Origin of the sequence: Nocardia cerradoensis NBRC 101014, assembly GCF_000308535.1 — a bacterium.
Classification (GTDB): domain Bacteria; phylum Actinomycetota; class Actinomycetes; order Mycobacteriales; family Mycobacteriaceae; genus Nocardia; species Nocardia cerradoensis.
Genome location: NZ_BAFW01000184.1, coordinates 1 through 22,553 on the forward strand (window position 1 = coordinate 1; position 22,553 = coordinate 22,553).

General features: G+C 69.5%; 25 protein-coding genes. 14 read left to right on the forward strand and 11 right to left on the reverse strand.

Going from position 1 to position 22,553, the window contains the following annotated elements; all coding sequences use genetic code 11:
* Both gatA and gatC read right to left on the reverse strand, forming a co-directional pair.
* The coding region (gene gatA / locus ON23_RS19565; RefSeq protein ID WP_039779940.1) for an Asp-tRNA(Asn)/Glu-tRNA(Gln) amidotransferase subunit GatA at nucleotides 1–1,392 on the reverse strand (1,392 nt) is incomplete at its 3' end.
* Complete coding sequence (gene gatC, locus ON23_RS19570) at nucleotides 1,392–1,688, reverse strand: Asp-tRNA(Asn)/Glu-tRNA(Gln) amidotransferase subunit GatC (RefSeq protein WP_036503944.1); 297 nt, start codon at nucleotides 1,686–1,688, stop codon at nucleotides 1,392–1,394. The genes gatC and gatA, both read right to left, overlap by 1 nt.
* Before the next feature lie 318 nt (nucleotides 1,689–2,006).
* Here gatC and ON23_RS19575 point away from each other — a divergent pair, with 318 nt between their 5' ends.
* Nucleotides 2,007–2,660 (forward strand): ACT domain-containing protein, encoded by a 654-nt coding sequence (locus ON23_RS19575; protein ID WP_039779941.1) that lies wholly within the window; start codon nucleotides 2,007–2,009, stop codon nucleotides 2,658–2,660.
* Nucleotides 2,661–2,735: 75 nt separating this feature from the next.
* Here ON23_RS19575 and ON23_RS19580 read toward each other — a convergent pair whose 3' ends face one another.
* The 4 genes from ON23_RS19580 to ON23_RS19595 all read right to left on the reverse strand — a co-directional run bounded on the left by ON23_RS19580 (nucleotide 2,736) and on the right by ON23_RS19595 (nucleotide 6,952).
* Nucleotides 2,736–3,251, reverse strand: coding sequence for a GNAT family N-acetyltransferase (locus ON23_RS19580; protein ID WP_083904091.1), 516 nt, complete (start codon nucleotides 3,249–3,251; stop codon nucleotides 2,736–2,738).
* A 2-nt stretch (nucleotides 3,252–3,253) separates the two neighbouring features.
* On the reverse strand, nucleotides 3,254–5,422 hold the full coding sequence (gene ligA / locus ON23_RS19585; protein WP_083904092.1) for an NAD-dependent DNA ligase LigA: 2,169 nt from the start codon (nucleotides 5,420–5,422) through the stop codon (nucleotides 3,254–3,256).
* 28 nt (nucleotides 5,423–5,450) lie between these two features.
* Nucleotides 5,451–6,128, reverse strand: a complete 678-nt coding sequence (locus ON23_RS19590; protein WP_083904093.1) for a hypothetical protein — start codon at nucleotides 6,126–6,128, stop codon at nucleotides 5,451–5,453.
* Nucleotides 6,129–6,418: 290 nt separating this feature from the next.
* The gene (locus ON23_RS19595; RefSeq protein WP_039779942.1) at nucleotides 6,419–6,952 is read right to left on the reverse strand and encodes a hypothetical protein; all 534 of its coding nucleotides are present in this window, start codon (nucleotides 6,950–6,952) and stop codon (nucleotides 6,419–6,421) included.
* 221 nt (nucleotides 6,953–7,173) lie between these two features.
* Between ON23_RS19595 and ON23_RS19600 the strand changes: the two genes are divergently transcribed.
* The 8 genes from ON23_RS19600 (at nucleotide 7,174) to ON23_RS19635 (ending at nucleotide 12,626) form a co-directional block, all read left to right on the forward strand.
* Complete coding sequence (locus ON23_RS19600; RefSeq protein WP_051042895.1) at nucleotides 7,174–7,698, forward strand: RNA polymerase sigma factor; 525 nt, start codon at nucleotides 7,174–7,176, stop codon at nucleotides 7,696–7,698.
* Complete coding sequence (locus tag ON23_RS19605; protein WP_039779944.1) at nucleotides 7,695–8,387, forward strand: Rieske (2Fe-2S) protein; 693 nt, start codon at nucleotides 7,695–7,697, stop codon at nucleotides 8,385–8,387. Before ON23_RS19600 ends, ON23_RS19605 begins: the two co-directional genes overlap by 4 nt.
* Nucleotides 8,388–8,475: 88 nt before the next feature.
* Nucleotides 8,476–9,048: an RNA polymerase sigma factor gene (locus ON23_RS19610; RefSeq protein ID WP_039779945.1), complete on the forward strand. Its 573-nt coding sequence runs from the start codon at nucleotides 8,476–8,478 to the stop codon at nucleotides 9,046–9,048.
* Nucleotides 9,049–9,255: 207 nt separating this feature from the next.
* Nucleotides 9,256–9,585 (forward strand): cupredoxin domain-containing protein, encoded by a 330-nt coding sequence (locus ON23_RS19615; protein ID WP_244969966.1) that lies wholly within the window; start codon nucleotides 9,256–9,258, stop codon nucleotides 9,583–9,585.
* A 44-nt stretch (nucleotides 9,586–9,629) separates the two neighbouring features.
* A complete protein-coding gene (locus ON23_RS19620; RefSeq protein WP_039779960.1) occupies nucleotides 9,630–10,532 on the forward strand; it encodes a metallophosphoesterase family protein in 903 nt (300 codons plus the stop codon).
* Nucleotides 10,529–10,918, forward strand: a complete 390-nt coding sequence (locus ON23_RS19625) for a hypothetical protein (RefSeq protein WP_039779947.1) — start codon at nucleotides 10,529–10,531, stop codon at nucleotides 10,916–10,918. The genes ON23_RS19620 and ON23_RS19625 overlap by 4 nt, the downstream gene beginning before the upstream one ends.
* Nucleotides 10,919–10,947: 29 nt before the next feature.
* On the forward strand, nucleotides 10,948–12,204 hold the full coding sequence (locus tag ON23_RS19630; RefSeq protein WP_210743780.1) for an AAA family ATPase: 1,257 nt from the start codon (nucleotides 10,948–10,950) through the stop codon (nucleotides 12,202–12,204).
* A 68-nt stretch (nucleotides 12,205–12,272) separates the two neighbouring features.
* Nucleotides 12,273–12,626: a hypothetical protein gene (locus ON23_RS19635; RefSeq protein WP_039779948.1), complete on the forward strand. Its 354-nt coding sequence runs from the start codon at nucleotides 12,273–12,275 to the stop codon at nucleotides 12,624–12,626.
* 8 nt (nucleotides 12,627–12,634) lie between these two features.
* On the opposite strand, the gene ON23_RS19640 is transcribed toward ON23_RS19635, so the two are convergent.
* From ON23_RS19640 to ON23_RS19650, 3 genes are all read right to left on the reverse strand, one after another.
* Entirely contained in the window at nucleotides 12,635–13,702 is a 1,068-nt protein-coding gene (locus tag ON23_RS19640; protein WP_039779963.1) for a methionine synthase, read from the reverse strand.
* Between the two features lie 129 nt (nucleotides 13,703–13,831).
* The gene (gene mnmA / locus ON23_RS19645; RefSeq protein WP_039779949.1) at nucleotides 13,832–14,953 is read right to left on the reverse strand and encodes a tRNA 2-thiouridine(34) synthase MnmA; all 1,122 of its coding nucleotides are present in this window, start codon (nucleotides 14,951–14,953) and stop codon (nucleotides 13,832–13,834) included.
* A complete protein-coding gene (locus ON23_RS19650; protein WP_039779950.1) occupies nucleotides 14,950–16,179 on the reverse strand; it encodes a cysteine desulfurase family protein in 1,230 nt (409 codons plus the stop codon). Before ON23_RS19650 ends, mnmA begins: the two co-directional genes overlap by 4 nt.
* Before the next feature lie 500 nt (nucleotides 16,180–16,679).
* On the opposite strand from ON23_RS19650, the gene ON23_RS19655 reads away from it, so the two are divergent.
* Nucleotides 16,680–17,063: a hypothetical protein gene (locus ON23_RS19655; protein ID WP_039779951.1), complete on the forward strand. Its 384-nt coding sequence runs from the start codon at nucleotides 16,680–16,682 to the stop codon at nucleotides 17,061–17,063.
* A 6-nt stretch (nucleotides 17,064–17,069) separates the two neighbouring features.
* On the opposite strand, the gene ON23_RS19660 is transcribed toward ON23_RS19655, so the two are convergent.
* On the reverse strand, nucleotides 17,070–17,990 hold the full coding sequence (locus tag ON23_RS19660; protein ID WP_210743708.1) for a TIGR03564 family F420-dependent LLM class oxidoreductase: 921 nt from the start codon (nucleotides 17,988–17,990) through the stop codon (nucleotides 17,070–17,072).
* A gap of 219 nt (nucleotides 17,991–18,209) precedes the next feature.
* Between ON23_RS19660 and ON23_RS19665 the strand changes: the two genes are divergently transcribed.
* Nucleotides 18,210–19,025: an acyl-CoA thioesterase domain-containing protein gene (locus ON23_RS19665; protein ID WP_039779965.1), complete on the forward strand. Its 816-nt coding sequence runs from the start codon at nucleotides 18,210–18,212 to the stop codon at nucleotides 19,023–19,025.
* Nucleotides 19,026–19,062: 37 nt separating this feature from the next.
* Here the strand turns inward: ON23_RS19665 and ON23_RS19670 are convergent, their stop codons facing one another.
* On the reverse strand, nucleotides 19,063–19,965 hold the full coding sequence (locus tag ON23_RS19670) for a LysR family transcriptional regulator (protein WP_039779952.1): 903 nt from the start codon (nucleotides 19,963–19,965) through the stop codon (nucleotides 19,063–19,065).
* A gap of 386 nt (nucleotides 19,966–20,351) precedes the next feature.
* Here ON23_RS19670 and ON23_RS19675 point away from each other — a divergent pair, with 386 nt between their 5' ends.
* From ON23_RS19675 to mftF, 3 genes are all read left to right on the forward strand, one after another.
* On the forward strand, nucleotides 20,352–21,269 hold the full coding sequence (locus tag ON23_RS19675; protein ID WP_039779953.1) for a TIGR03620 family F420-dependent LLM class oxidoreductase: 918 nt from the start codon (nucleotides 20,352–20,354) through the stop codon (nucleotides 21,267–21,269).
* A 55-nt stretch (nucleotides 21,270–21,324) separates the two neighbouring features.
* On the forward strand, nucleotides 21,325–21,534 hold the full coding sequence (locus ON23_RS19680) for a TOBE domain-containing protein (RefSeq protein ID WP_039779954.1): 210 nt from the start codon (nucleotides 21,325–21,327) through the stop codon (nucleotides 21,532–21,534).
* A 99-nt stretch (nucleotides 21,535–21,633) separates the two neighbouring features.
* Nucleotides 21,634–22,553: mycofactocin biosynthesis glycosyltransferase MftF (gene mftF, locus ON23_RS19685; RefSeq protein WP_039779955.1), on the forward strand; the 920-nt coding region annotated here is incomplete at its 3' end.

The window sequence follows — 22,553 nt, forward strand, 5'->3', positions numbered from 1 at the left end:
CTGCAGGCCCACCGGCAGGCCGTCGTCGGCGGACAGTCCCGACGGCACCGACATCGCGCAGTGGCCGGCCAGGTTGGTCGGGAGCGTGCACAGGTCCGACAGGTACATCGCCAGCGGATCGTTCACCTTCTCCCCCAGCTTCCACGGCGTGAACGGGCTGGTCGGCGAGACCAGCACATCGACGCTCTCGTAGGCCTTGTCGAAGTCCTGCGCGATCAGGGTGCGCACCTTCAGCGCCTGACCGTAGTAGGCGTCGTAGTATCCGGCCGAGAGCGCGTAGGTGCCGATCATGATGCGGCGCTTGACTTCCGGACCGAATCCCGCCTCGCGGGTCAGCGACATGACCTGCTCCGCGGAGTGGCTGCCGTCGTCGCCGACGCGCAGGCCGTACCGCATGGCGTCGAAGCGAGCCAGGTTGGACGACACCTCACTCGGCAGGATCAGGTAGTAGGACGCCAGCGCGTATTCGAAGTGCGGGCACGACACCTCGACCACCTCGGCACCCAGATCCTTCAGCTGCGCCACCGCGGCGTCGAAGGAGGCGAGCACACCCGGCTGATAGCTGTCGGAATGCAGTTCCTTGACCACGCCGACCTTCACCCCCGCCAGATCGCCGCGCGCACCCGCGCGAGCGGCCTCCACCAGCGCCGGAACCGGCACATCGCGCGAGGTCGAGTCCTTCGGGTCGTAACCGGCGATCACCTCGTGCAGCAACGCGGTGTCGAGCACGGTACGACCGCACGGGCCGCCCTGATCCAGCGACGACGCACAGGCGACCAGGCCGTAGCGGGACACGGTGCCGTAGGTCGGCTTGGTGCCGACGGTCGCGGTGACCGCGGCGGGCTGACGGATGGAACCGCCGGTGTCGGTGCCGATCGCCAGCGGAGCCTGATAGGAGGCCAGGGCCGCCGCCGAACCGCCGCCGGAACCACCGGGGATACGGCTGGTGTCCCACGGGTTGCGGGTTGGGCCGTAGGCGGAGTTCTCGGTGGACGAACCCATCGCGAACTCGTCCATGTTCGTCTTGCCCAGGATCGGGATGCCGGCGGCGCGCAACTTGGCCGTCACGGTCGCGTCGTAGGGCGACACCCAGCCCTCGAGAATTTTCGACGCGCAGGTGGTCGGCATATCCGTGGTGGTGAAAACGTCCTTGAGCGCCAACGGAACTCCCGCCAGCGGCGAGGCCACGGTGCCCGCGGCGATCGCGGCGTCCACCTCGGCGGCGGTCGTCAGCGCCTGCTCGCCGGCCACATGCAGGAAGGCGTTCAGCTCACCGTCGACCTCGGCGATGCGCTGCAGATGCGCCTCGGTGACCTGCACCGAGGACACCTCGCGGCCGTGGATCTTCTCCGCCAGCTCGGCCGCGGACAGTTTCGTCAGATCGCCGCTCATTACTCGCCTTCTCCCAGGATCTGCGGAACCATGAACCGCTGCTCGTCGACCGCGGGGGCACCGGACAGCGCCTCGTCCGGGCTGAGCCCGGGGACGACCACGTCCGGCCGGGTGACGTTGGCGGTCGGGTTCGGCGACGCGGTGGCCGGTACGTCGGCGGCGACCTCGGTGATGACCTGCACGTGACTCAGGATCGAATCCAGCTGACCGGCATACAGATCGAGCTCTTCGTCGGTGAGGGCGAGCCGGGACAACCGGGCGAGGTGTGCGACCTCGTCGCGGGAGATGGCGGACACCGCGAATCCCCTTTCGGCAGGTTGGTGCGTGTCGATGGCGCAGGGCGCTGCGCATGGGACAGCCTAGTGGGTGCGTGTTGTAGCCATCCGGTCACGGTCGGACTGCGCTGTTCGTTCCGGTGCTCGCCGGAAACAAGGTTGACATCACAACGTCATCGGAACGGCACTGGCACGGCACCCGGGGTTCGGCCGACAATGGATGTGGTGTACCTCACTGCTCCCGCTTCGAATCGTTTGCTGGAAGCAGTGGGTGTAAGTATTGCGAGACTCGGGTATACGTCCGAAAGTCTCGGTCGCACAGGAAAGGAAGGCAAGCACGTGTCATATCTGCTTCGCGTGCAGCTTCCGGATCGCCCAGGAAGTCTCGGTTCACTCGCAGTAGCGCTGGGCTCCGTCGGCGCCGACATCCTCTCGCTGGATGTCGTCGAACGCGGCGCAGGATATGCGATCGACGATCTGGTGGTGGAAGTTCCGTCGGGTGCACTGCCCGACACATTGATCACCGCGGCCGAATCGCTCGCCGATGTGCGGGTCGATTCGCTGCGTCCCTATTCCGGCATTCTCGACACCCACCGCGAACTGGAGCTGATCGACCAGGTCGCCACCGCGCGTGACGACCGGCTGCAAGTGCTGGTCGACGGCGTCCCGCGCGTCCTGCAGGTCGGATGGAGCACCGTGATGGACCTGGGGCCGCACGGCGGCGGCCAGCGTCTGGTCGGCAGCGCCAGCGCACCCGAGACGCAGGCCGGCAGCGTGCCGTGGATGCCGCTCGAGAAGCCGACGGCCCTCGATCCCGAGGCCGACTGGGTCCCGCAGATCTGGCGGGACATGGATACCAAACTGGCGGCCGCCCCGCTCGGCAACACCGGTAAGGCGCTGCTGCTCGGCCGCCCCGGCGGGCCGGATTTCCGTCCGTCCGAGGTCGCGCGGCTGGGATATCTGGCGGGCATCGTCGCCACCGTACTGACCTGAACCGGTTGCGGCGCAGCGACTTCGGCGAACAGGAGTTGTGCGTAACGGCCCCTGCTCGCCGCGCGCCGTCTCTACCTACGCGCCGGGCGTGAGCGCCAGCCGCATCACGGTGAGCGGCAGCCCGGCGTCGGTGCGCCAATCCCGTTCCGGCACATGGCCGAAACCCATCCGCTCGTAGATGCGCCGGGCATCGGCCATTGCGGGCATCGTGGTCAACACGACGGCGGCGAAGCTCTCCGCCCGGGCCGTCTCGACGACAGTGCGGACCAGGGCGGTGCCCACACCGGCGCCGCGGGCGCGCTTGGCGACCGCGAGCATGCGGAACTCCAGCTCACCCGCCCGCGCGATATCCGCGTACGGGGTGCCGGGCCGCGCGATGGTCAGCGAACCGAGCAGGTCTTCGTCGCGCTCGGCGACGAGGACCTCGGCTTCGCGGGCTCTGGTCGCGGTATCGGAAAGTTCGGCCACATAGGGACTTTCGGGATGCACGTGCCCCTCGCCGACGTAGGTGTCGACCGTCAGCTGGGCGATCGCCGCGAAATCCTCCGGGCGGGCGCGGCGAATCCGCACCCGCATATCCCACTGATCCATGCTCAGTCCGATTCGTCCTCGGTATCCGGCCCCGGTCGCACCGCATCGGGCCCCTCCGCCAGCAGTGTGCGGAACCCGTCCTCGTCGAGAATGGGCACGCCGAGTTCCTCCGCCTTGGCCGCCTTGGAGCCCGGGGAGTCACCGATCACCACGAAAGCCGTTTTCTTCGAGACGGATCCGGCCGCCTTACCGCCGCGCACCAGGATCGCTTCCTTGGCCTCGTCGCGGGAGAACCCTTGCAGGGAACCGGTGACCACGATCGACAACCCCTCGAGGTTGCGTTCGATGGATGTGTCGCGTTCGTCCTCCATCCGTACCCCGGCCGCACGCCACTTCTCGACGATGGTGCGGTGCCAGTCGACGGTGAACCATTCCTTCACCGCGGCCGCGATGGTCGGGCCGACGCCGTCGACGGCCGCCAGCGCCTCGGCCGACGCCTCCTCGATCGCCGCCATACTGCCCAGTTCGGCAGCCAGGGCGCGCGCCGCGGTCGGCCCGACGTGGCGGATGGACAAGGCCACCAGCACCCGCCACAGCGGACGGTCCTTCGCGGTGTCGAGATTCTGCAGCAGGCGTTTGCCGTTGGCCGACAGCGTGCCGCTCTTGTTGACGAAAAGCGTTGTGCCGAGGAGTTTTTCCTCGCTCAGGTCGAACAGATCGCCCTCATCGGAGATCGCACCCGACTTCAGCAGATCGATCGCGGCCTCGTAACCCAGCGCCTCGATATCGAAGGCGCCCCGCCCGGCCATGTGGAACACTCGCTCCCGCAACTGCGCGGGACAGTGCCGCTGGTTCGGGCAGCGGATATCGGCATCGCCCTCCTTCTCGGGCGCGAGCTCGGTACCGCATTCCGGGCAGTGCGTGGGCATGACGAAGCGCCGTTCGCTGCCGTCGCGCACGTCGACCACTGGGCCGAGCACCTCGGGAATGACATCGCCGGCCTTGCGGATGGTGACGGTATCGCCGATCAGCACGCCCTTGCGCTCGACCTCCGAGGCGTTGTGCAGCGTGGCCATCGCGACCGTGGAACCGGCGACGGTCACCGGTTCCATCACCGCGAACGGCGTGACCCGGCCGGTGCGGCCGACGTTGACCTGGATGTCGCGCAGGCGGGTGGTGGCCTCCTCCGGCGGGTACTTGTAGGCGATGGCCCAGCGCGGGGCGCGCGAGGTGCTGCCGAGACGGCGTTGCAGCGTGAACTCGTCGACCTTGATCACCTGGCCGTCGATTTCGTGCTCGATGTCGTGGCGGTGCTCGCCCCAGTAGCGGATGCGCTCGACCACCGCGTCGGCACCCTGCACGCGCACGGTGTGCGCCGAGACGGGCAACCCCCACGCCGCCAGCGCCTGATAGGCCTCGTACTGCGAGGACGGGCTGAATCCGACCATCCGGCCGAAGCCGTGGCAGATCATGCGCAGCCGGCGCCGGGAGGTGACCGCCGGATCCTTCTGCCGCAGCGATCCCGCGGCGGTGTTGCGCGGATTCGCGTACGGCGGCTTGCCCTCGGCGACGATCGCCGCGTTCAGATTCTCGAAGTCCTCGAGCCGGAAGTACACCTCACCACGAACCTCGAGCAGTTCCGGAATCGGGAATTCCGTTGTGGGCGTGAGTTGTTCGGGGATGTCCTCGATCGTGCGCGCGTTGAGGGTGACGTCCTCACCGGTGCGGCCGTCGCCACGGGTGGCGCCGCGCACCAGACGGCCGTTCTCGTAGACGAGGTTCAGCGCCACACCGTCGATCTTCACCTCGCACACGAAGTGCGTATCGGCGCCGGTCTCGGCGACCACCCGGCTGATCCAGGTGCGCATCTCGTCCTCGTCGAACACGTTGTCCAGCGAGAGCATGCGCTCGAGATGGTCGACCGCGGTGAATTCGGTGGCGAAGCCGCCGCCGACCAGCTGCGTCGGCGAATCGGGCGTGCGCAGGTCCGGGTGCGCCTCCTCCAGCGCCAGCAGCCGCTGGAACAGCGCGTCGAACTCGCCGTCGGAGATGATCGGCGCATCGCGCACGTAGTACCGGAACTGGTGTTCGCGGACCTGCTCGGCCAGCTGCTGCCATTCGGTGCGCTCGTCGGCCGTGGCCGCCTCGGCGGCGTCGGCCGCCTCGGCGGCACGTGCGTCCTCGATCCCGGTTTCGCTCACCTCTGGCACATTAGCCCAGCCCACCGACATGCTCGTGGACCGTTCGGGCACGTCGGAATCAGGCGTTCACGGCGGCCCGGACGTCGTCGGGCCACGACGGCGGCGCCGATTCGAAGGTGCGATCCGCGTTCGCGAGCACCGCCCGGCCCATCGCGTAGTTACCGGTGCCGCCGATGATCGCGCCGAGACCGGCCGGCAGCGCCCGGCCGAACAGCAACGCCCCGCGCTTGGCGATGAAGCCGACGATGAATTTGCGCGCCATCGGGTTGTCGATCGAGCGGACCACCGGAAGTTTGTCCGCCACCGCCGAGGCCCAGTCCTTCGCCGACTGCCCGGCGCCCTTCCCGAGCAGCTGCGCACCGCCCTCGCCCAGAACCACCGCCACCACGAGCGCCCGGCGCTGCTGCTGCGACATCGCGCGCATCCCGTGCAACTCCCCCACCGAGACCGCGTAGAACGCCGAGGCCTCCATGAAGAAGACCGATTCCACGCCGCTGGCCGCCAGCCCGATGATCGTGCCGACACCGGGCACCGCGGCCGACAGACCCGCGAGTGTGCCGCTGACGGTCACCGCGCCCAGATAGCGCCAGCGCAAGCCGGCCTCGATATCCTCCGGCGTGCGCTCCGGATTCTTGCGCCGCAACCGGTCGACGTACTTGGCCGCCAGCGGCTCCTGCACCCCCGTCCCCGCCCGCACGAAGGTCTCCACCGACTTCTGCATTACCCGCTCGAACATCCCGGAGGCCCCTTTCGTCGACACCGGCGACCTTACGGAGATCGCACCGATCCGCGTCCTACCGACACGAACCGGGCGAACGTCACCGGCCGCCGCACTTTTCGCACCGGAGCCGTCGCGACCGCCGGACCCGAGGGTACGGCCTCGCGACAACTCCGCTCGGCAGTGCGATTACCCGCACGCCGGTCGTTCACTCGCCGATGTGCCGACGCCCATGCTCGGGCTTTCCCCGCGCAGCCCATGACCGGGCTCACCCGGCGGCCACGCCGGGCGCCGAGGCACCGGTGAACTCAGAGGAGTTGGCTGTCCCGGCAGAGGCTCGAACCGCGCGCGGAGGGCGGCGCCCGGTGGGTGCCGGGGTCGAAGGTCCACGAATCCGCGGCCGCGACCGGCCGCCAGAACAGCAGACCGTCTCCGGCCGCGGCGACTTCGAAGACGTTGTCGCGTCCTTCGATCAGCTGGTCGCCCACGCAGTAGTCGGTGTATTCGGTACCCGGTTGCCGGGCTCCCGCGCTGAAATGCCCGGCGGGCGCGGTCGCCGCGCCCGGATCGGGCACCGTGCTCGGACCGGCCGCCGCCCCGCGGGTCCACCGCGCCATGCCGGCGGCGTCGGTGCCGCAGCTGTAACTCCACCCGCCCGCGGTGACGATATCTCCGCGCGGATGGGCGGTGTCGGCCCAGAGGCATTGTGCGGCAACCGGTTCGACGGCCTCATGGGCGAGCGACCCGGCAGCGCCGGCAGGGGCGGCCGCCGCGATCGCACCGGCGAGCGCGATGGCGGCCGCCGCTCCTCGTGCGCACTGCACACCGAATGCCACGTTCATGTTCTTCACTCCTCGCACTCGTGGTGCCTGCAGATAGGAGTGGTGGTTACGCGCCGCCGCACTCGATCCGGCTCGTGACACGTAACCGGTGGTGTGTGTAACCGCCCTGCTATCTAATTGATGGCGGCACAGTTCTCGGCAGGCACAGTCTCCGCGGACCCGGCCGGTCCTGGATCGGGCCGCACCGAGCACGGCGAGATCGGAGAGGAGGGCGGCGGCAGATGAGCGGGCAGCCCGAGCCGGCGCCGCCCTCCCGCGACGAGCACGCCGGCTGGGAGGAGATCCTCCACGGCAATGTCGACTGGGTGTACGCGCTGATGCTCGCGAAGGTGGGCGCCGCGCCCGACGCCGAGGAGCTGACGACGGAGGTGTTCATGACAGCACTGGAACCATCGCCCATCGGCGCAGCCCCCATCGGTGTGGAACCGTCGCAGATTCCCGCGCTGCTGCGGGAGACCGCGCGCTCGGTGCTGGCCCGCTACTGGCTCTCGCGGGTGGGCCGGGAGATCACCGTGATCGACGCCGAGCCGCACGGCAGCTCCTCGGCCACGCCGGTCGCGGCCGTCGCCGATCTGCTCGCCGAACTGCCGGAGCCCTATCGCCGCATTCTCGAATTGCGCTTCCTGCAAGGACTTTCGATACAGGACACCGCGGCGCGGCTCGGTGTCGGCGTTCCCGAGGCCGAGGCCCGCCAGCGTCTGGCGTTGCGATCGGCCGCCCGTCCCGGATCAGGAGGCTCGCTGTGAGCAGCAAGGACGTGGAGCGCTACGTCGACGACATCCTGGCCGGCCGCAGCCCGCGCGGTTTCCGGCCCGACGATGACGACGCCGCCCAGATCCGCGCCGCGATCGCGCTGCGGTCGGCCCGGACCGGTGCGGGCAGCCCGGACGAGGAGTTCATCGCCCGGCTGCACCATCGCCTGGCCGAGGACCTCGACGAGCCCGCCGCCGATCCGGGGGCGCGCACGCGGCGTCCCACCCGGCGCACCGTACTGATCGGCACCTCGGTGGCCGCCGCGGCCGCGGCGGGCGGGATGATCGACCACACGCTGCTGAGCGGCCCCGGCGAACCGAAGGTTCCCGCCGCGCAGCAGACGCTCGTGCCGTCGCACGGCACCTGGCAGCCGGTCCTGGCCAGCACCGAACTCGCGGACGGCGCGACCGCACCGTTCGAACTCGGCGCGGTCAACGGCTTCCTCCGCCGCCGCGACGGGATCGTCTACGCGCTGTCGGGAATCTGCACCCACCAGGGGTGCCGATTGTGGCTGGACGCCGCCGCGGCGCGCCTGCGCTGCCCGTGCCATTCGACCTCCTTCGGTTTCGAGGGTGAGGTTCTGACCCACGAGCTGCCCCGCACGCCGGCCCCCCTGCCGCGGCTGCAGGTTCGTGAATCGAACGGCTCGATCGAGGTGTTCGCACCGGAGAAGCCGGCGTGACGGCGTCCGCGCCGAACCGCGCGTAACCCCACCACGTATCTATCCGTGACAGGCGCGTGCGTCACCGGGCTGCAGGAGGGTGGTTGGGATGGCAGGGCGATCCACGGCCGGGTCGCGGTCGCCGGAGGAGCCCGGACGCCGCGAGCTGCGACTGGTACCGCAGGATCGTTATCCCAGCTGGGAAGAGGTGTACCGGGACAATGTCGGCTGGGTCTACGCGCTGATCTTCTCGAAGGTCGGCAACAAACCGGATGCGGAGGATCTCACCGCGGAGGTTTTCGTCGCCGCGCTGAAACCGCTGCGAATCACCGCGAGCGTCGCCGAGGTGCGCGCCTATCTGCGGACCACCGCCCGCACCGTGCTCGCCGGGCACTGGCGAGCACGGATGGGCCGGGAGATCACGGTGATCGACGACGATATTCCGGACGAGAGCGGTTCGGCGCCAACCGATTCCGCCGAGTCCCGGGCGCCGGAACACGTGCGCGCGGTATTGAGCGAACTGCCACAACGCTACCGCCGCATTCTCGAACTTCGTTTCCTGCAGGGGTTGTCGGTGCGCGAATCTGCTGCCGCACTGGCGATCAGCGTGGCCAATGCGAAGGTGCTGCAGCATCGGGCGCTGCGGGCGGCGTCGGAACTGAATATCGACCTCGGTCTGTAACCCGGTCACCTATCTGTCGGTGAAGCCCCGCACTCCGCGGGGTCCTGATGGAGGCCGGATCCGATGCGCCGACACCTCGTTCTGAATGGCACCGCCGCCGCGATGGCCGCCCTCGGCGTCATGACGCTGACGGCCTGCGCGACATCTGCCGACAAGGGCACGAGCCCGCCCGCTCCCACCGTCCGCTCCGACGACCCCGGCCTGGGCATGACCCCGGGCGCACCCGCACCGATGCCGGACATGCCGGGAATGTCGAGTGCGCCCCGGGCACCGGCGGTCGCGGCCGGGCCGAACGCCGTCACCATCGACAATTTCGCCTTCGGCCCGCAGACCGTGAGCGTCAAGGCGGGCACCACCGTGACCTGGACCAATCGCGACGAGGAACCGCATACGGTGGTAGCGCGCGACGGCTCGTTCCACTCCACGGGAATGGGCACGGGGGCCACCTTCAGCTTCACCTTCGCCCAGCCGGGCACCTTCGCCTACTTCTGCTCGATCCATCCCTTCATGCACGCGACCGTGGTGGTGACCCCGTGACCGAACAACATCCCCAGCACACCGATCCGCGTGACCCGCACGCCATGACCCGGCGGCAGTTGCTCCGCCACAGCGCCTGGTTCGGCGCGGCCGTCGGACTGACCGTGGTCGGCGGCGAGGTCATCTCCCATGTGGCGGGCGCGGCCCCGGCCACATCCGAACGACCCACCCTGCGATTCGCGCAGATCAGCGACAGCCACATCGGATTCCAGGGCGCCGCCAACGCGAATGTCACCGACACCTTCACCGAGGCGATCGGTCAGGTCGATGCGCTCGGGTACACACCGGATTTCGTCATCCACACCGGAGACCTGACACATCTGGCCACGCCCGCGCAATTCGATCAGGTCCGCCAGATGATGTCGGGATTGTCCACGCCGCATATCTTCACCGTGCCCGGCGAACACGATTCGACCGACGACGGCGGACAGCGATACCGCGACGTGTTCGGACAAGGCACCCGCGGTGACGGCTGGTACAGCTTCGATATCGCGGGCGTGCACGTCATCGGCCTGGTCAATACGCTCCACGCGCAGAATCTGGGTCATCTCGGGCAGGACCAGATCGACTTCGTCCGCAAGGATGTGGCGGGATTGTCCGCGGACACACCGATCATCGTCTTCAGCCACATTCCGCTGTTCGCCATGTATCCCCGATGGGGTTGGGGCACAGACGATGCCGCGCAGGTCCTGAACCTGCTGCGGCGGTTCTCCTCGGTCACCTGCCTCAACGGCCATGTGCATCAACTCTTCACCAAGACCGAGGGCAACATCACCTTCTTCAGCGGGACGACCACCGCCTATCCGCTGCCGCATCCCGGCGAGGGGCCCGCCCCCAAACCGGTGACGTTGCCGGCCGGAAAACTGCACGCAGCACTGGGAATCCGGGAAGTGAGCTACCGGCAGGGCCGGCAGTTGCTCGCGATCAAGGAGCAGGCACTGCGATGACCACGATCTCCTCTGCCTGGTCGCGGTTCCCGTCGCGGGTGGCGATCAGCGCCGGACTCGTCACCACCGGTGTCGTGCACACCCAGCTCTACGCACGCGGCTACCGCTTCATCGGATACGTGGGCCCGTCGTTCGCCGTCCAGGCCGCCGCCGCCTTCGCGCTGGCCGCGCTGGTTCTCATCGGTCCGTGGACCATGCGCGCGGCGGCGGCGGTGCTCAGCGTCGCCGCCCTGGGCGGTTTCGTGCTGTCGCGGACGAGCGGGTTGTTCGGATTCACCGAAATCGGCTGGCAGCCGGCACCGCAGGCGATGATCGCCGTCGCCGCCGAGATCTGCACCCTCGTGGTCTGTCTGGCCTCGCTGTACCGGAGGCAACATCGCACCTGATGTCGCGGCGCGGCACGGCGGACGGCAGGATGGCTCGGGTGCTGCGTAGTTTTCAGGTGACCAATCACCGATCCCTCGCCGAACCACAGGAGCTCCGCCTGGTGTCGAGCCGGGCCGGAGCGCTGCCCGCGCCCGTTACCGCCGTGCACGGCGCGGCCGCCAGCGGCAAATCCGGTCTCGTCGACGCACTGGCCCACATGCGCGACGCGGTTCTGCATTCGGTGACCGGCTGGGATCCCTACGCCGGGCCCGTGCGCACACCGCATCTCGGATTCGCCGATCGGCCTTCGGAATTCGTCGCCACCTTCGTCGCGGAGGGCACGCCCTACACCTATGGGTTCCGCCTCGACAATGCCGATGTCACCGCCGAATGGCTGCATACGCATCCGCACAACCGCAAACGCATCATCTTCGAGCGTGAGGGCGAGCAGATCCGGATCGGGCCGATGTTCGAACCGGTTCGCTTCGGCATCAGCGCGCTGGTACCGCTGGTGCGGCCGAATGCGCTGCTGCTCAGCCTGACCGGGCAGATGTACGCCGAGGCGCTGGTACCCGCCTATCGCTGGTTCTCCGCCCAGCTCGACGTCCAGCGCGGGCCCGCCGACCCGCACAGCATCGCCGAGCGCCTCGGCGGCCACATCTCCCGCTCCGCGGACAACGCCGCGCGATTGCTGATGCTGCTGCGCTCGGCCGAACTGGGCATCGAGGATCTGCTGCTGGCCGAGAACGACCCGATGTACGCGGACTACCTACGCGACATCGACGCTGAAATCGCCGCTATGGCAAAGGAATTGGACGCCTGCGCGGCCTCGCCCGCGCACGCCCTGCAGGTGCGGGAGACCCTCGGCGTGGAACCCGTCGCCCTCGAGCGGGAACTGAGCAATCTGCGCGCGGCCCGCGACACCCTGTACGCGCGGATGGTCGCTCGCCGCGGGGTCGGGCTCGGGGTGGTCCACGAGGGCATCGACGCCGCCTTCGACATCGCCGACGAATCCACCGCCACCCTGGCCCTGCTGCGCCTGCTGCCGACCGTGCTCGACGCGCTCGACACCGGCCGGGTGCTGGCGGTCGACGATATCGACACCCACCTCACCGGGGACACCGCCGACCGGCTGATCCAGCTGTTCCAGAATCCGGAGACCAACTCCCGGGGCGCACAGCTGATCTTCACCACTCGTAACCGCACGCTCATCGACCGCGGCAACGGGCGATCGCAGTCCCGGCGCACCCGGGTCTGGCAGGTGCGCCGGACCGCGGCCGGCATCAGCGAGCTCGGCCCCGGCTGATCCCGCCGGAGCGCCCCGGTGACGGCGGCGCATCGGGGCTGTCCTGTTTGTCCGCCTAGCATGGAGGCATGCTGCTGCAGATCGTGTTCATCGTATTGATCGCCGGCGCGCTGATCGCGCTGTTGATGAACTTCCGCGGCCGGGGCCGTTTCGGTGGCTTCCAGCGCGGCCGGCTCGAGGCCGGGACGCTGCGCATCACCGGCGTGAGCCCGCGTCCGGCCGGTCAGGGCGAGCAGTTCGTGACCATCACCGGCACGCTGTCGGGCCCGAGCGTGCCCGCCGAAACCGTGTACGGCCGCTTCGCGTGGGATGTCAGCCAGTGGCCGTTCCCCGGCGAAGATCTGCCGGTCGCCTATCCGCCGGGTAAACCGCAGCACTGGCAGATCGGCCATCCGGACCCGGGGCCGTCCGCCGGATTCTGATCCCGGGCTCAGGATGTGCCGTGCCGCTGGTCGAAGGTGAGCGAATCCGGATCGTCGGCGTAGGCACGGGCCACGTCGGAGGATAGGTCGAGGGCACGGCGCGCCCAGGTCAGCGGCGCGGCGGCCAAACCACACGCGGGGGCGACCAGGACGCGGTCGGTGAGCGTCCGGCGCGGAAAGCCGAGGCGATCGACGAGGCGCACGCCGGGTTCGGCGAGCTGCCGCCAAGTCGGCGGGGTGGCCGGAGCCGTCGTCGGGACCAGTCCCAGGGCGAGGTATTTGCCCGCGTCCAGGAATTCCCCGACGGCGTCGAGATTGCCGGTGGCTACGGCCGCCATATCGAAACCTATCGCGGCAGCGGCGCTGGCGCGCAGGAACGACAGCGGTGGCGTATCGGCGCAGCTGTGGATCAGCACCGGGCCGGGCTGGGCGGTGACGACCGTATCGAGGATGTGCAGGGCCTCCGGTTCGGGAACCGCGCGCACGGTGTTCAGCACGCTGGCGCCGCGCAGACTTCCCTCGAGCACCGCCGCCAGCGACGGTTCGTCGAGTTGCACGACGACATCGGCGCCGAGCCGCTTGCCGACCTCGGCCGCATGGTTGCGCAACCCCTCGGCCAGTGACTCCGACAGGTCACGCACCGCACCGGAATCGGTGAGCACGCGATGACCGTTCGCCAGTTCGACCTGCGCCGCGAGCGTCAGCGGTCCGACCGACTGGACCTTGAGGGTGCGGCCGGCGCCGGTGAGACCCGCTGTCTCCCATGCCTCTTCGAGCGCATCGAGATCGGTGCGGAGCAGATCGTGAGCGCGGCGGGCGGTCGCCCCGGGGCGGGCGCTCAGCCGGTATCCACGAGTGGTGGTGTCGAACTGCATATCGATCAGCAGCGCCGAGGCGCGCCCGACCATATCCGAACCCGCACCACGCCCGGGCAATTCGGGTAGATGCGCGAGGTCGGGCAGCTCTCCCACGATGGTGGCGGCGGCCTCTCGCGGGTCGGCGCCCGGCCAGGAACCGACACCCGTGGCGATACCTCCTCGCAGGACCGGTGCCGCGCCGGATCGGTTCTCGCTCATCATATTTCACCCATCTCGATCACCGCGCCGACGGTCCGCGGCCACGGTCACACACGCCGCCACCGTATCGGTGCACGCGGGTCGGCCGTCCTCCCCATGGGGTCGTCACGTTCCGGACGACACCCGCACTCACCGCGCGGAATCCGCGACCAGCTCCCCCGCGCCGGAGGCTCGCTCACGTCCGGTGCCGCTGATGGTTCCGCTGCCGATCACCCGATCCCCCTGCGGATCCAGCAGATAGGCGACCACGGCCTGCCCGCGCGCCACACCGGTCAGCGGCTCGCGCAGCCGGGCGACCAGCCCGCCGTCGACCGCCTCCACCACGGCCGGGGCGATACCACCGTGCGCACGCACCTGGACGACGCAGTCGAAGGGGCCCGACGGCACCTCACCGGAGGTCCACACGGCCCGATCCGCCTCCACCGTCCAGACATGCAGATCCTCCGCGGGACCGACGTGCACGGTGCCGGAGTCCGGGTCGATCTCGGTGACGTAGCGGGGCCGGCCGTCCGCGGCCGGGCCGGGCAGCCCGAGCCCCTTGCGCTGGCCGATCGTGAATCCGTGCACGCCTTCGTGATCGGCCAGTTTGCGGCCGTCGCTGTCGACGATGGCGCCGGGGCGCACACCGATCGAGGCGCCGAGGAATGCACGGGTGTCGCCGGAGGGGATGAAGCAGATGTCGTGGGAGTCGGGCTTGTTCGCGACGGCGAGACCACGCTCGGCGGCCTCCTCGCGGATGCGCGGCTTCGGGGTGTCACCGACCGGGAACATCGCCCGCGACAGCTGATCGGCTGTGAGCACGGCCAGCACATAGGACTGATCCTTGTCGGCGTCGACGGCGCGGCGCAGCACACCGTCCGACAGCTGCGCGTAGTGGCCGGTCACCACGGCGTCGAAACCCAGCGCGGCGGCGCGGTCGGCCAGAGCCGAGAACTTGATCTTCTCGTTGCAGCGCAGGCACGGATTCGGTGTCTCGCCGGCCGCGTACGCGGCGACGAAGTCGTCGATCACGTCCTCTTTGAAGCGGTCGGCGAAATCCCAGACGTAGAACGGGATTCCGAGCACGTCGGCGGCGCGGCGCGCATCGCCGGCGTCTTCTTTCGAGCAGCAGCCGCGCGATCCGGTGCGCAGCGTTCCGGGGGTGGCCGACAGGGCCAGGTGCACGCCGACCACCTCGTGACCGGCGTCGACCGCACGCGCGGCGGCCACGGCGGAATCGACGCCGCCACTCATCGCTGCCAGCACTCTCATCGCGAACCTCCCTTCGCACCGGCCAGTCCGGCCGCTTCGGCCCGTTCCACCACGGACGGCAGAACTTCCAACACTCTGTCGATCTCGGCCACGGTCGTGGTGTGGCCGAGCGAGAACCGCAGGGAACCGCGCGCCTGCCGCGGTTCCACACCCATCGCGAGCAGGACATGACTCGGCGCGGCCACTCCGGCGTTGCACGCCGACCCGGTCGAGCACTCGATTCCGGCGGCGTCGAGCAGCATCAGCAGGGAATCGCCCTCACAACCGGGAAAGGTGAAGTGCACATTCCCGGGCAGGCGCCGATCGCCGGTGGCGCCGTTGAGGACGGCACCGGGAATCGCGTCGCGTACACCGGCGATCAGGCGGTCGCGCAGGTCGATCAATTCCACTGTGCGCGCGGGCATTTCCCGTACGGTCTCCCGCAGCGCCGCGGCGATCCCGGCCGCGGCCGGCACATCGGAGGTGCCCGATCGCAGATCGCGCTCGTGGCCGCCGCCGTGCAGCAGCGGGACGCAGCCCACCTGCCGGCCCAGCAGCAGGACACCGCATCCGTGCGGACCGCCGACCTTGTGTCCGGCGAAACTGGCCGCGGCCAGGCCGCTCGACGCGAAATCGATGGGCAACTGGGCCGCCGCCTGCACCGCGTCGCTGTGCATCGGAATATCGAATTCCTGTGCGACGGAAGCCAATTCGAGGATCGGCTCGATCGTGCCGATCTCGTTGTTGGCCCACATCACGCTGACCAGGGCGGTATCGTCGGCGTGCGCGGACAGCGCCTCGCGCAGCGCCCCCGGCGAGACGACGCCCTCGGCGTCGACGTCGAGCAGGGTGACCTGCGCGCCCTCGTGCTGCTGCAACCAGTCCACCGCGTCGAGCACCGCGTGGTGTTCGACCGAACTCACCAGGATGCGGGTGCGGCGCGGATCGGCGTCGCGCCGGGCCCAGTAGATGCCCTTGACCGCGAGATTGTCGCTTTCCGTACCGCCGGACGTGAAGATCACCTCGGAAGGACGTGCCCCGAGATCGGCGGCGACCGATTCGCGCGCCTCCTCCAGCACTCGCCGCGCGGTGCGGCCGGAACCGTGCAGGGACGAGGCGTTACCGACCGTGCCGAGCACAGCCGTCATCGCCTCGACGGCGGCCGGGAACATGGGTGTCGTGGCCGCGTGATCGAGGTAGACCGTCTTGGGCGCCGCTGCGACCGGACCCGGGAAAGCCGACATCATGACCGATCCAGCCTATCCCACCGTTGACCTGCACACCTTGGGGGTATCCTTCCGCTTTCCGCGCACCACCTACGTTTCACCCCCATCGGCAACCCGGCGGCCCTCCCCCGGTATTCCCGATGACCGTCGAAGATTTCCGGCGCCCCCGATTCCCCGCAGGAACACCCCGGCAGTCGACAACCAAGCATATGCTCGGAATTTGCTGAGGCTTGCTCACGACCCCGCACCGATGCCCGAACGGATCAACACTACCATTCGAAAACGACTGGACTCCAGGTATTTTCGGGCCACCGACCAGCTCGCGGGAAGTTTGCGGATATTGACGTTTCTGACTAGGCTCCGGTGCAGAACGATCACCACGGTGGAGTCCGGACAGCTCGAGCGAGAGCAATTCCGATATCCCCGGCTCGCCGTGGATGTGTTGGGGGTTATTCGCAGACATTGACGGTTCGGCCCGGTATGCGGCAGATCGTGTCCCGGGCTGTGAGGTGAGGAGAACGGTGAGCGGCAAACTGATCACGGCAACTCCGTCGGCGGCCCTGCTGGTCGAGGAGATCGTCGATCGCTACGGCTCGGTCGAGCAGTTCTGCAATCAACTTCGCCGGGATCTGGACGATCCGACCGTGCAATTGCCGCGCCTGACCTATCCGATGCCACCGGACGGCGGCCATCCCCAGGCCCATCTCGCCTGGTCACGGGTTGCTTGCCCGGAACCCGCGCCGGTCGGCGAACCCGACATGTCGCCGCCCGGTCCCGGTACCGGCCCCCATCCAGGCCCGGCACCGGCTGCCGAACCCGGGATCACACCCTCGCGAGCCCTGCCCCTGACCGGCGAAGCGCACGTGCGCCGACGCCTGTGGCACCGGTTGCTGCGCTGGTTGTGATTCGCCTCACCGAGCGCTGGGAGCGGCGCGGCGCACGGCCGAAACCAGCTCTCGAGTCCGTTGCTGTGCCGCGGCATCCCCGCGCACACTGACGATCAGATCGGTGACCCCGGCGCGGGCGTATGCGCTGATGCCTTCTGCCACAACATCTTCGGGCCCGAGCAGTGCGGTCTCGTGCACACCGGCCAGATGCTGGCGATCCAGCAGAGCCCGGTAGCTCGGCAGCCGCGACGCCGGGGCCAACGCCTGCGCCAACTCCTGCCTGAGGTCGTCCGGATGGTGGGTCACGGCCGCCGACACCACGACGACTGTTCGCGGTGTCGGCCGGCCCGCCGCGGCGGCCGCCGCCGCAAGTCGCGGGGCGATGTGCTCGGCGATGATGCCGGGTGTGGTCCATGTGGTGACCGAACCGTCGGCCAGTTCACCGGCGACCTTCAGCATCGCCGGTCCCAGCGCCGAGACCACGACCGAGGGCGGCGTCGCCCCCGCGACGTCGATCGTGCCGGCCGCTCGCAGCGTCTCGCCGCGATAGTCGATGGTCTCGCCGCGCAGCAGCGGCGTGAGCGCCGACAGATATTCGCGAACGTGCCGGGCGGGTCGCTCATAGGACAGGCCGTACGCGTCCTCCACGATGTGCGGGTGGCTGGGTCCGATCCCGAGGGTGAACCGATTGGGTGCCAGCGCGGTGGCCGTCAGCGCCTGTTGTGCGAGTGCGATCGGATGCCGGGCGAAGGTGTGGGTGACCGCCGTTCCCACCTCGATCTCGGTGGTCTCCCGCAGCGCCAGCGCGGCGACGGTCAGCGCATCCCAGCCGAGCACCTGATTGAGAAACACACTGTCCAGCCCAGCCCGCTCCGCCCAGCGGATCTGCTCGACAACCTCGGTGACCGGCGCGGTTCCGCCGATGTAGAGACCGATGCGCACCATGAACCCCTATCCCACAGCGGGACTCTCACACTATCGGGGATGCGCTGTCGCGACAGAGTTCGAATCACATCGATTCGATCGCCGACGGTGCGTCCGGTCGCCCGAGTCTCCTCTGTCCCGGCCACGCTTCGCCGACCCCGGACGCGGTCGCCGGCTTTCGGCGGTCGATGATCGGGGTTGCCCGGCCGTCGTCGGCAGGTGCGGAAGGAGTTCGGCCACATGAACAGTGCGTTCTTCCGGGTCAAGTACGAGGACACCGAGGAACTGCATCCCGAACCCCGCGCGGGCAGCGGCTGGGGTGCGGATCAGATGCGCGGGCCGGCCGTCAGCGCCGCGCTGGCACGGGAGGTCGAGCGGACGGTCGAGACCCTGGGCCGTCCGGATCTGCAGCCGGTCCGGTGGACGCTCGATCTGTTCCGCGCGGTGCGGATGCGCCCCTCGGTGACCTCCGCGGCGATCGTCCGCGAAGGCCCCCGCCTCTGCCTGGTCGATGCGGTGCTGACCCAGGACGGCGAACCAGCGGCTCGCGCGAGCGCACTGTTTCTGCGACCGAGCGAGGCCCCGCCCGGGCAGGTGTGGTCCGGCGGCACCACACCCACCGCCCCCGCCGCGGGCCGGCGGCCCACACGAGATCCGGAACGGCTGTATCACACCGAATCCGAGGGCTGGGGCGAGTGGACCGACGCCTTCCGCGACAGCCCGCGAAAACGTATCTGGCACTTCGCCATTCCGGTGGTCGACGGCGAGGAGCCGACCCCGTTCCAGTTCGCGGCCTCGGTCGCCGACGTCACCAACATGGTGTCCAACCTCGGCAGCGCGGGCCTGGAATACATCAATCCCGATGTGACGATGGCGATTACACGCCTGCCGGCCGAGAGGGAAGTCGGCCTCGCACTGACCGAACGCGTCGAACACCACGGCCTCGCCGTCGGCACCGCGGTGATGTTCGACCGCGACGGCGTCCTCGGCACCACCACCGTCTCCGCGATCGCCAACGCCCGCCGCGCCGTCCGCATCGACCGCGGACGCGACTGAGGGCGAACGTCTTCGGCGCGGTTCGTCGCGGACGTGATCAGCTCTCGGGGGTGGGGCCGGTGAGTACCGTGTGCGCGATCTTGTGGAAGGCGGCGACCAGGCGGCCGCGGTGATCGGCGCGGGTGGCCAGGACTACATGGGCCGGATCGACATCGGTGAGCGGAACGGCGGTGAGGTCCGGGCGGAGGGTGTGGATTCGGAAGCCGGCGGCGATGGCGATGGCCTCGCCGGCGGCGATGATCTCGAGTTTGTCCTCCATCGCATCGATGATCGGCCCGTCGGGGGCGGGTCGTCCGTCGGGGCGAGGGTCGATGCGCCAGTAGGCATTCCAGGCCGGATCGGAATCACGCAGGCGCGGCAACGGTTCATCGGCGATGTCGTCGAGCGTGACCGATTCCTTGCCCGCGAGCCGATGGGAGGTCGGCAGGACCACCACACGCGGTTCGTCGTAGAGAACGGTGACGTGCAGCCGGTCGGTGGGGAAGGGCAGCCGGGTGACCAGTGCGTCCACGCGATGTTCCAGCAGCGCCGCGGGGACGTCGTTCCAGGGCACGTGCTGGGCGCGCACCTCGGCATCGGGATGCCGGCGGCGCAGTTCCCGGACGGCGGGGGTGACGATCAGCCCGCTGGTGTAGCCGACCACCACGCGACTCGGCCGGGCCGCGGCTCGGGTCTCGGCGACCGCCGCGGCCGCGGTCCGGAGCAGCGCATGTGCCTGCGGCAGGAACACCTCACCGGCCTCGGTGAGCCGGCTCCCCTGCGGGGTGCGGTCCAGCAGGCGAGCGCCGAGTTGCTGTTCCAGCCGGTGGATCTGGCGACTCAGCGACGGCTGGGTGACATGCAGCGCCTCGGCCGCGCGCCCGAAATGCCGGTGATCGGCGACCACGGTGAAACAGTGCACCAGCCGTAGATCGAGGTCCACAGGCGACGTCTCGGGCATGCCGTCAGCTTAGCCGTGGGGCCGGAGTGCTCGGCAGCATCTACCTGCGGTGATACGGAAAATGTATTGCGTCAGACGAAAGAGTCATTGGCACCGCGTCCGTCGCCGGTGCGAGAGTGAATTACCGACCCAGATCAGGCGGCGGCGACAGGATCGGGCCCCACCCCGCGCCGACGCCTCACGACCCTGCCTGCGCGCCCTCAGGTCAACGGCACCCGTTGCACTACCGGCCACTGGTCCGCTGCACCGGTTGCACCACCAGCCGCCGGTCCGCGACCCAGGTGGCATTACCGGCCGCCGACCCCGAGACACCCGTCGAGACCTATGTATTCCTCACCAGCACAACCATTCCAACGAATCTCCGTACATCCCAGGAGGGACGATCGATGACAGGCAACACCGTCGTGGAGGCCGCGCGCAGCGCGCTGGGACCCGTCGGCGTCACGCTTCCGGTGTCGTTCACCCGGACTCCGTCGGCGCAGGAGCAACGCAGCGCGGGCCGCCGGCTGGAAGCGGCCGGAGTCCGGGCGGTATGGACCAACGAGGTGATCGGCAAGGACGCCTTCGCGCACCTGGCCGTGCTCCTCGCCGCCACCGAACGGCTGACGGCCGGAACCTGCGTGGCCAACATCTGGGCTCGGGCGCCGCAGACCGCGCACGGCGCCGCCGCCTACCTCGCCCAGGCACATCCGGGGCGGTTCGTGCTCGGCCTCGGCGTGGGGTATCCGCAGCAGGCGCAGAGCGTCGGCCGCGAATTCGGCAGCCCCGTGACGACCATGAGGGACTACGTCGCGGGTATGGACGCGCAGACCTGGCCACCCGCACCCGAGGCGCCCTATCCCCGCATTCTCGCCGCCAACGGCCCGAAGCTGCTCGCGCTCGCCGCCGATATCGCCGACGGCGCCCTGCCGGCCGCCCTGCCCGCGGAACATACCGCGCGCGCCCGAAACACGCTCGGCCCGGACAAACTGCTGGTCGTCGGACAATCGGTCGTCGTCGACGACGACCCCGGGCGAGCCCGCACGACCGCCCGGGAGGTGGTACGAAACTGGGCCACCCGACCGTCGTTTCGCGCGACGCTCATCGAATTGGGCTATGCGGCAAGCGAGATCGACGAACCGAGTGACCGGGTCGTGGACGCACTCGTCGCCCACGGCCGGGCGGAATCCATCACGGCCACGATCCGCGCACAACTCGACGCCGGTGCGGACCATGTGGCGCTGCTGACGCCGATCGGCACCGAATTCGCCTCCGGCATCGAACAGCTGGTGTCGATCGCGCCCGCACTGACAAAGATCGGCTGAACGCGCTGACGCCGCCCTCCCTCGCCGTAGCCGGTGGCGGGCGTATGGTCGCCGCATGCGCCTGAGCACCCGAAATCAGCTCGACGGCACCGTCGTCTCGGTCACTCGCGGTGAGGCCATGGCCGTGGTGCGGGTCCGCCTCACCGGCGGGGACGAGATCACATCGTCCATCACCCGCGATGCCGTGGACGATCTCGGCCTCGCCGCGGGATCGACGGTCAAGGTGCTGATCAAGTCGACCGAGGTCACCCTCGGCATCGAGTAATCCACCGGCGACGCCCTCCGGCCGTACACGTAGCCTGGTCTGGTTCGTTCCGGACGCGGCCGATGCCGGCCGGGTCGTGCCGATGGAGGATGTGCCGTTGTGACCGTCACGCTGCGCCCGGACGCGCGACTGCGGTCCTCACCCGACGGACGAGTGCTGCTCGGCGGCAGTCCGCTGCGGATGCTGCGCCTGTCCCCCGCCGGTGCCCGCCGGGTGCGGGCCTGGTTCGCGGGCGAACCGGTGGGCAGTGACCCGGGCGCGCAGGCGCTGGCGCAGCGGATGCTCGCGGCGGGCGTCGCGCATCCGACGATCGACCGGGGCGGTCACACCATCGCCGATGTCACTGTCGTTGTCCCCGTCAAGGACAACCCTGCCGGGCTGTCCCGGCTGCTCGCCGCGACCGGCGACGTGGGTTCGCGCATCGTCGTCGACGACGGTTCCGCTGTACCGATCACCGGTCATAGCGCCGGGGACGGGGAACCATCGCCGACCGTCACGATCGTCCGGCACGCGTCCGCGCGCGGTCCGGCGGCGGCACGCAACAGCGGATACTGCGCGGCGCGCACCGAGCTGATCGCCTTTCTCGACTCCGACATCGTGCCCGATCCGGGCTGGCTCGACCCGCTCCTGCCACTGTTCGACGATCCGGCGGTGGCGGCCGTGGCCCCGCGAGTGCGGACTTTCGAGCACGGCGTGCTCGGCAGCTACGAGGCTCACCGGTCGAGCCTGGATATGGGTGGCGAGCCGGCGGTGGTGCGGCCGGGCGGGCGCATCTCCTACGTCCCGACCGCGGCGCTGGTCGTGCGCCGCTCGGCCGTGGACCAGGCCGGCGGATTCGACGAAAGCCTGCGCTACGGCGAGGACGTCGATCTGATCTGGCGGCTCGTGGGCGACGGCGAACTTGTTCGCTATCAACCCGATTCGGTGGTCCGGCACGAGCCGCGCACCACGCTGCGGGCGTGGTTGCGGCAGCGCTACGACTACGGCACCTCCGCCGCCGTGCTGGCGCGGCGGCATCC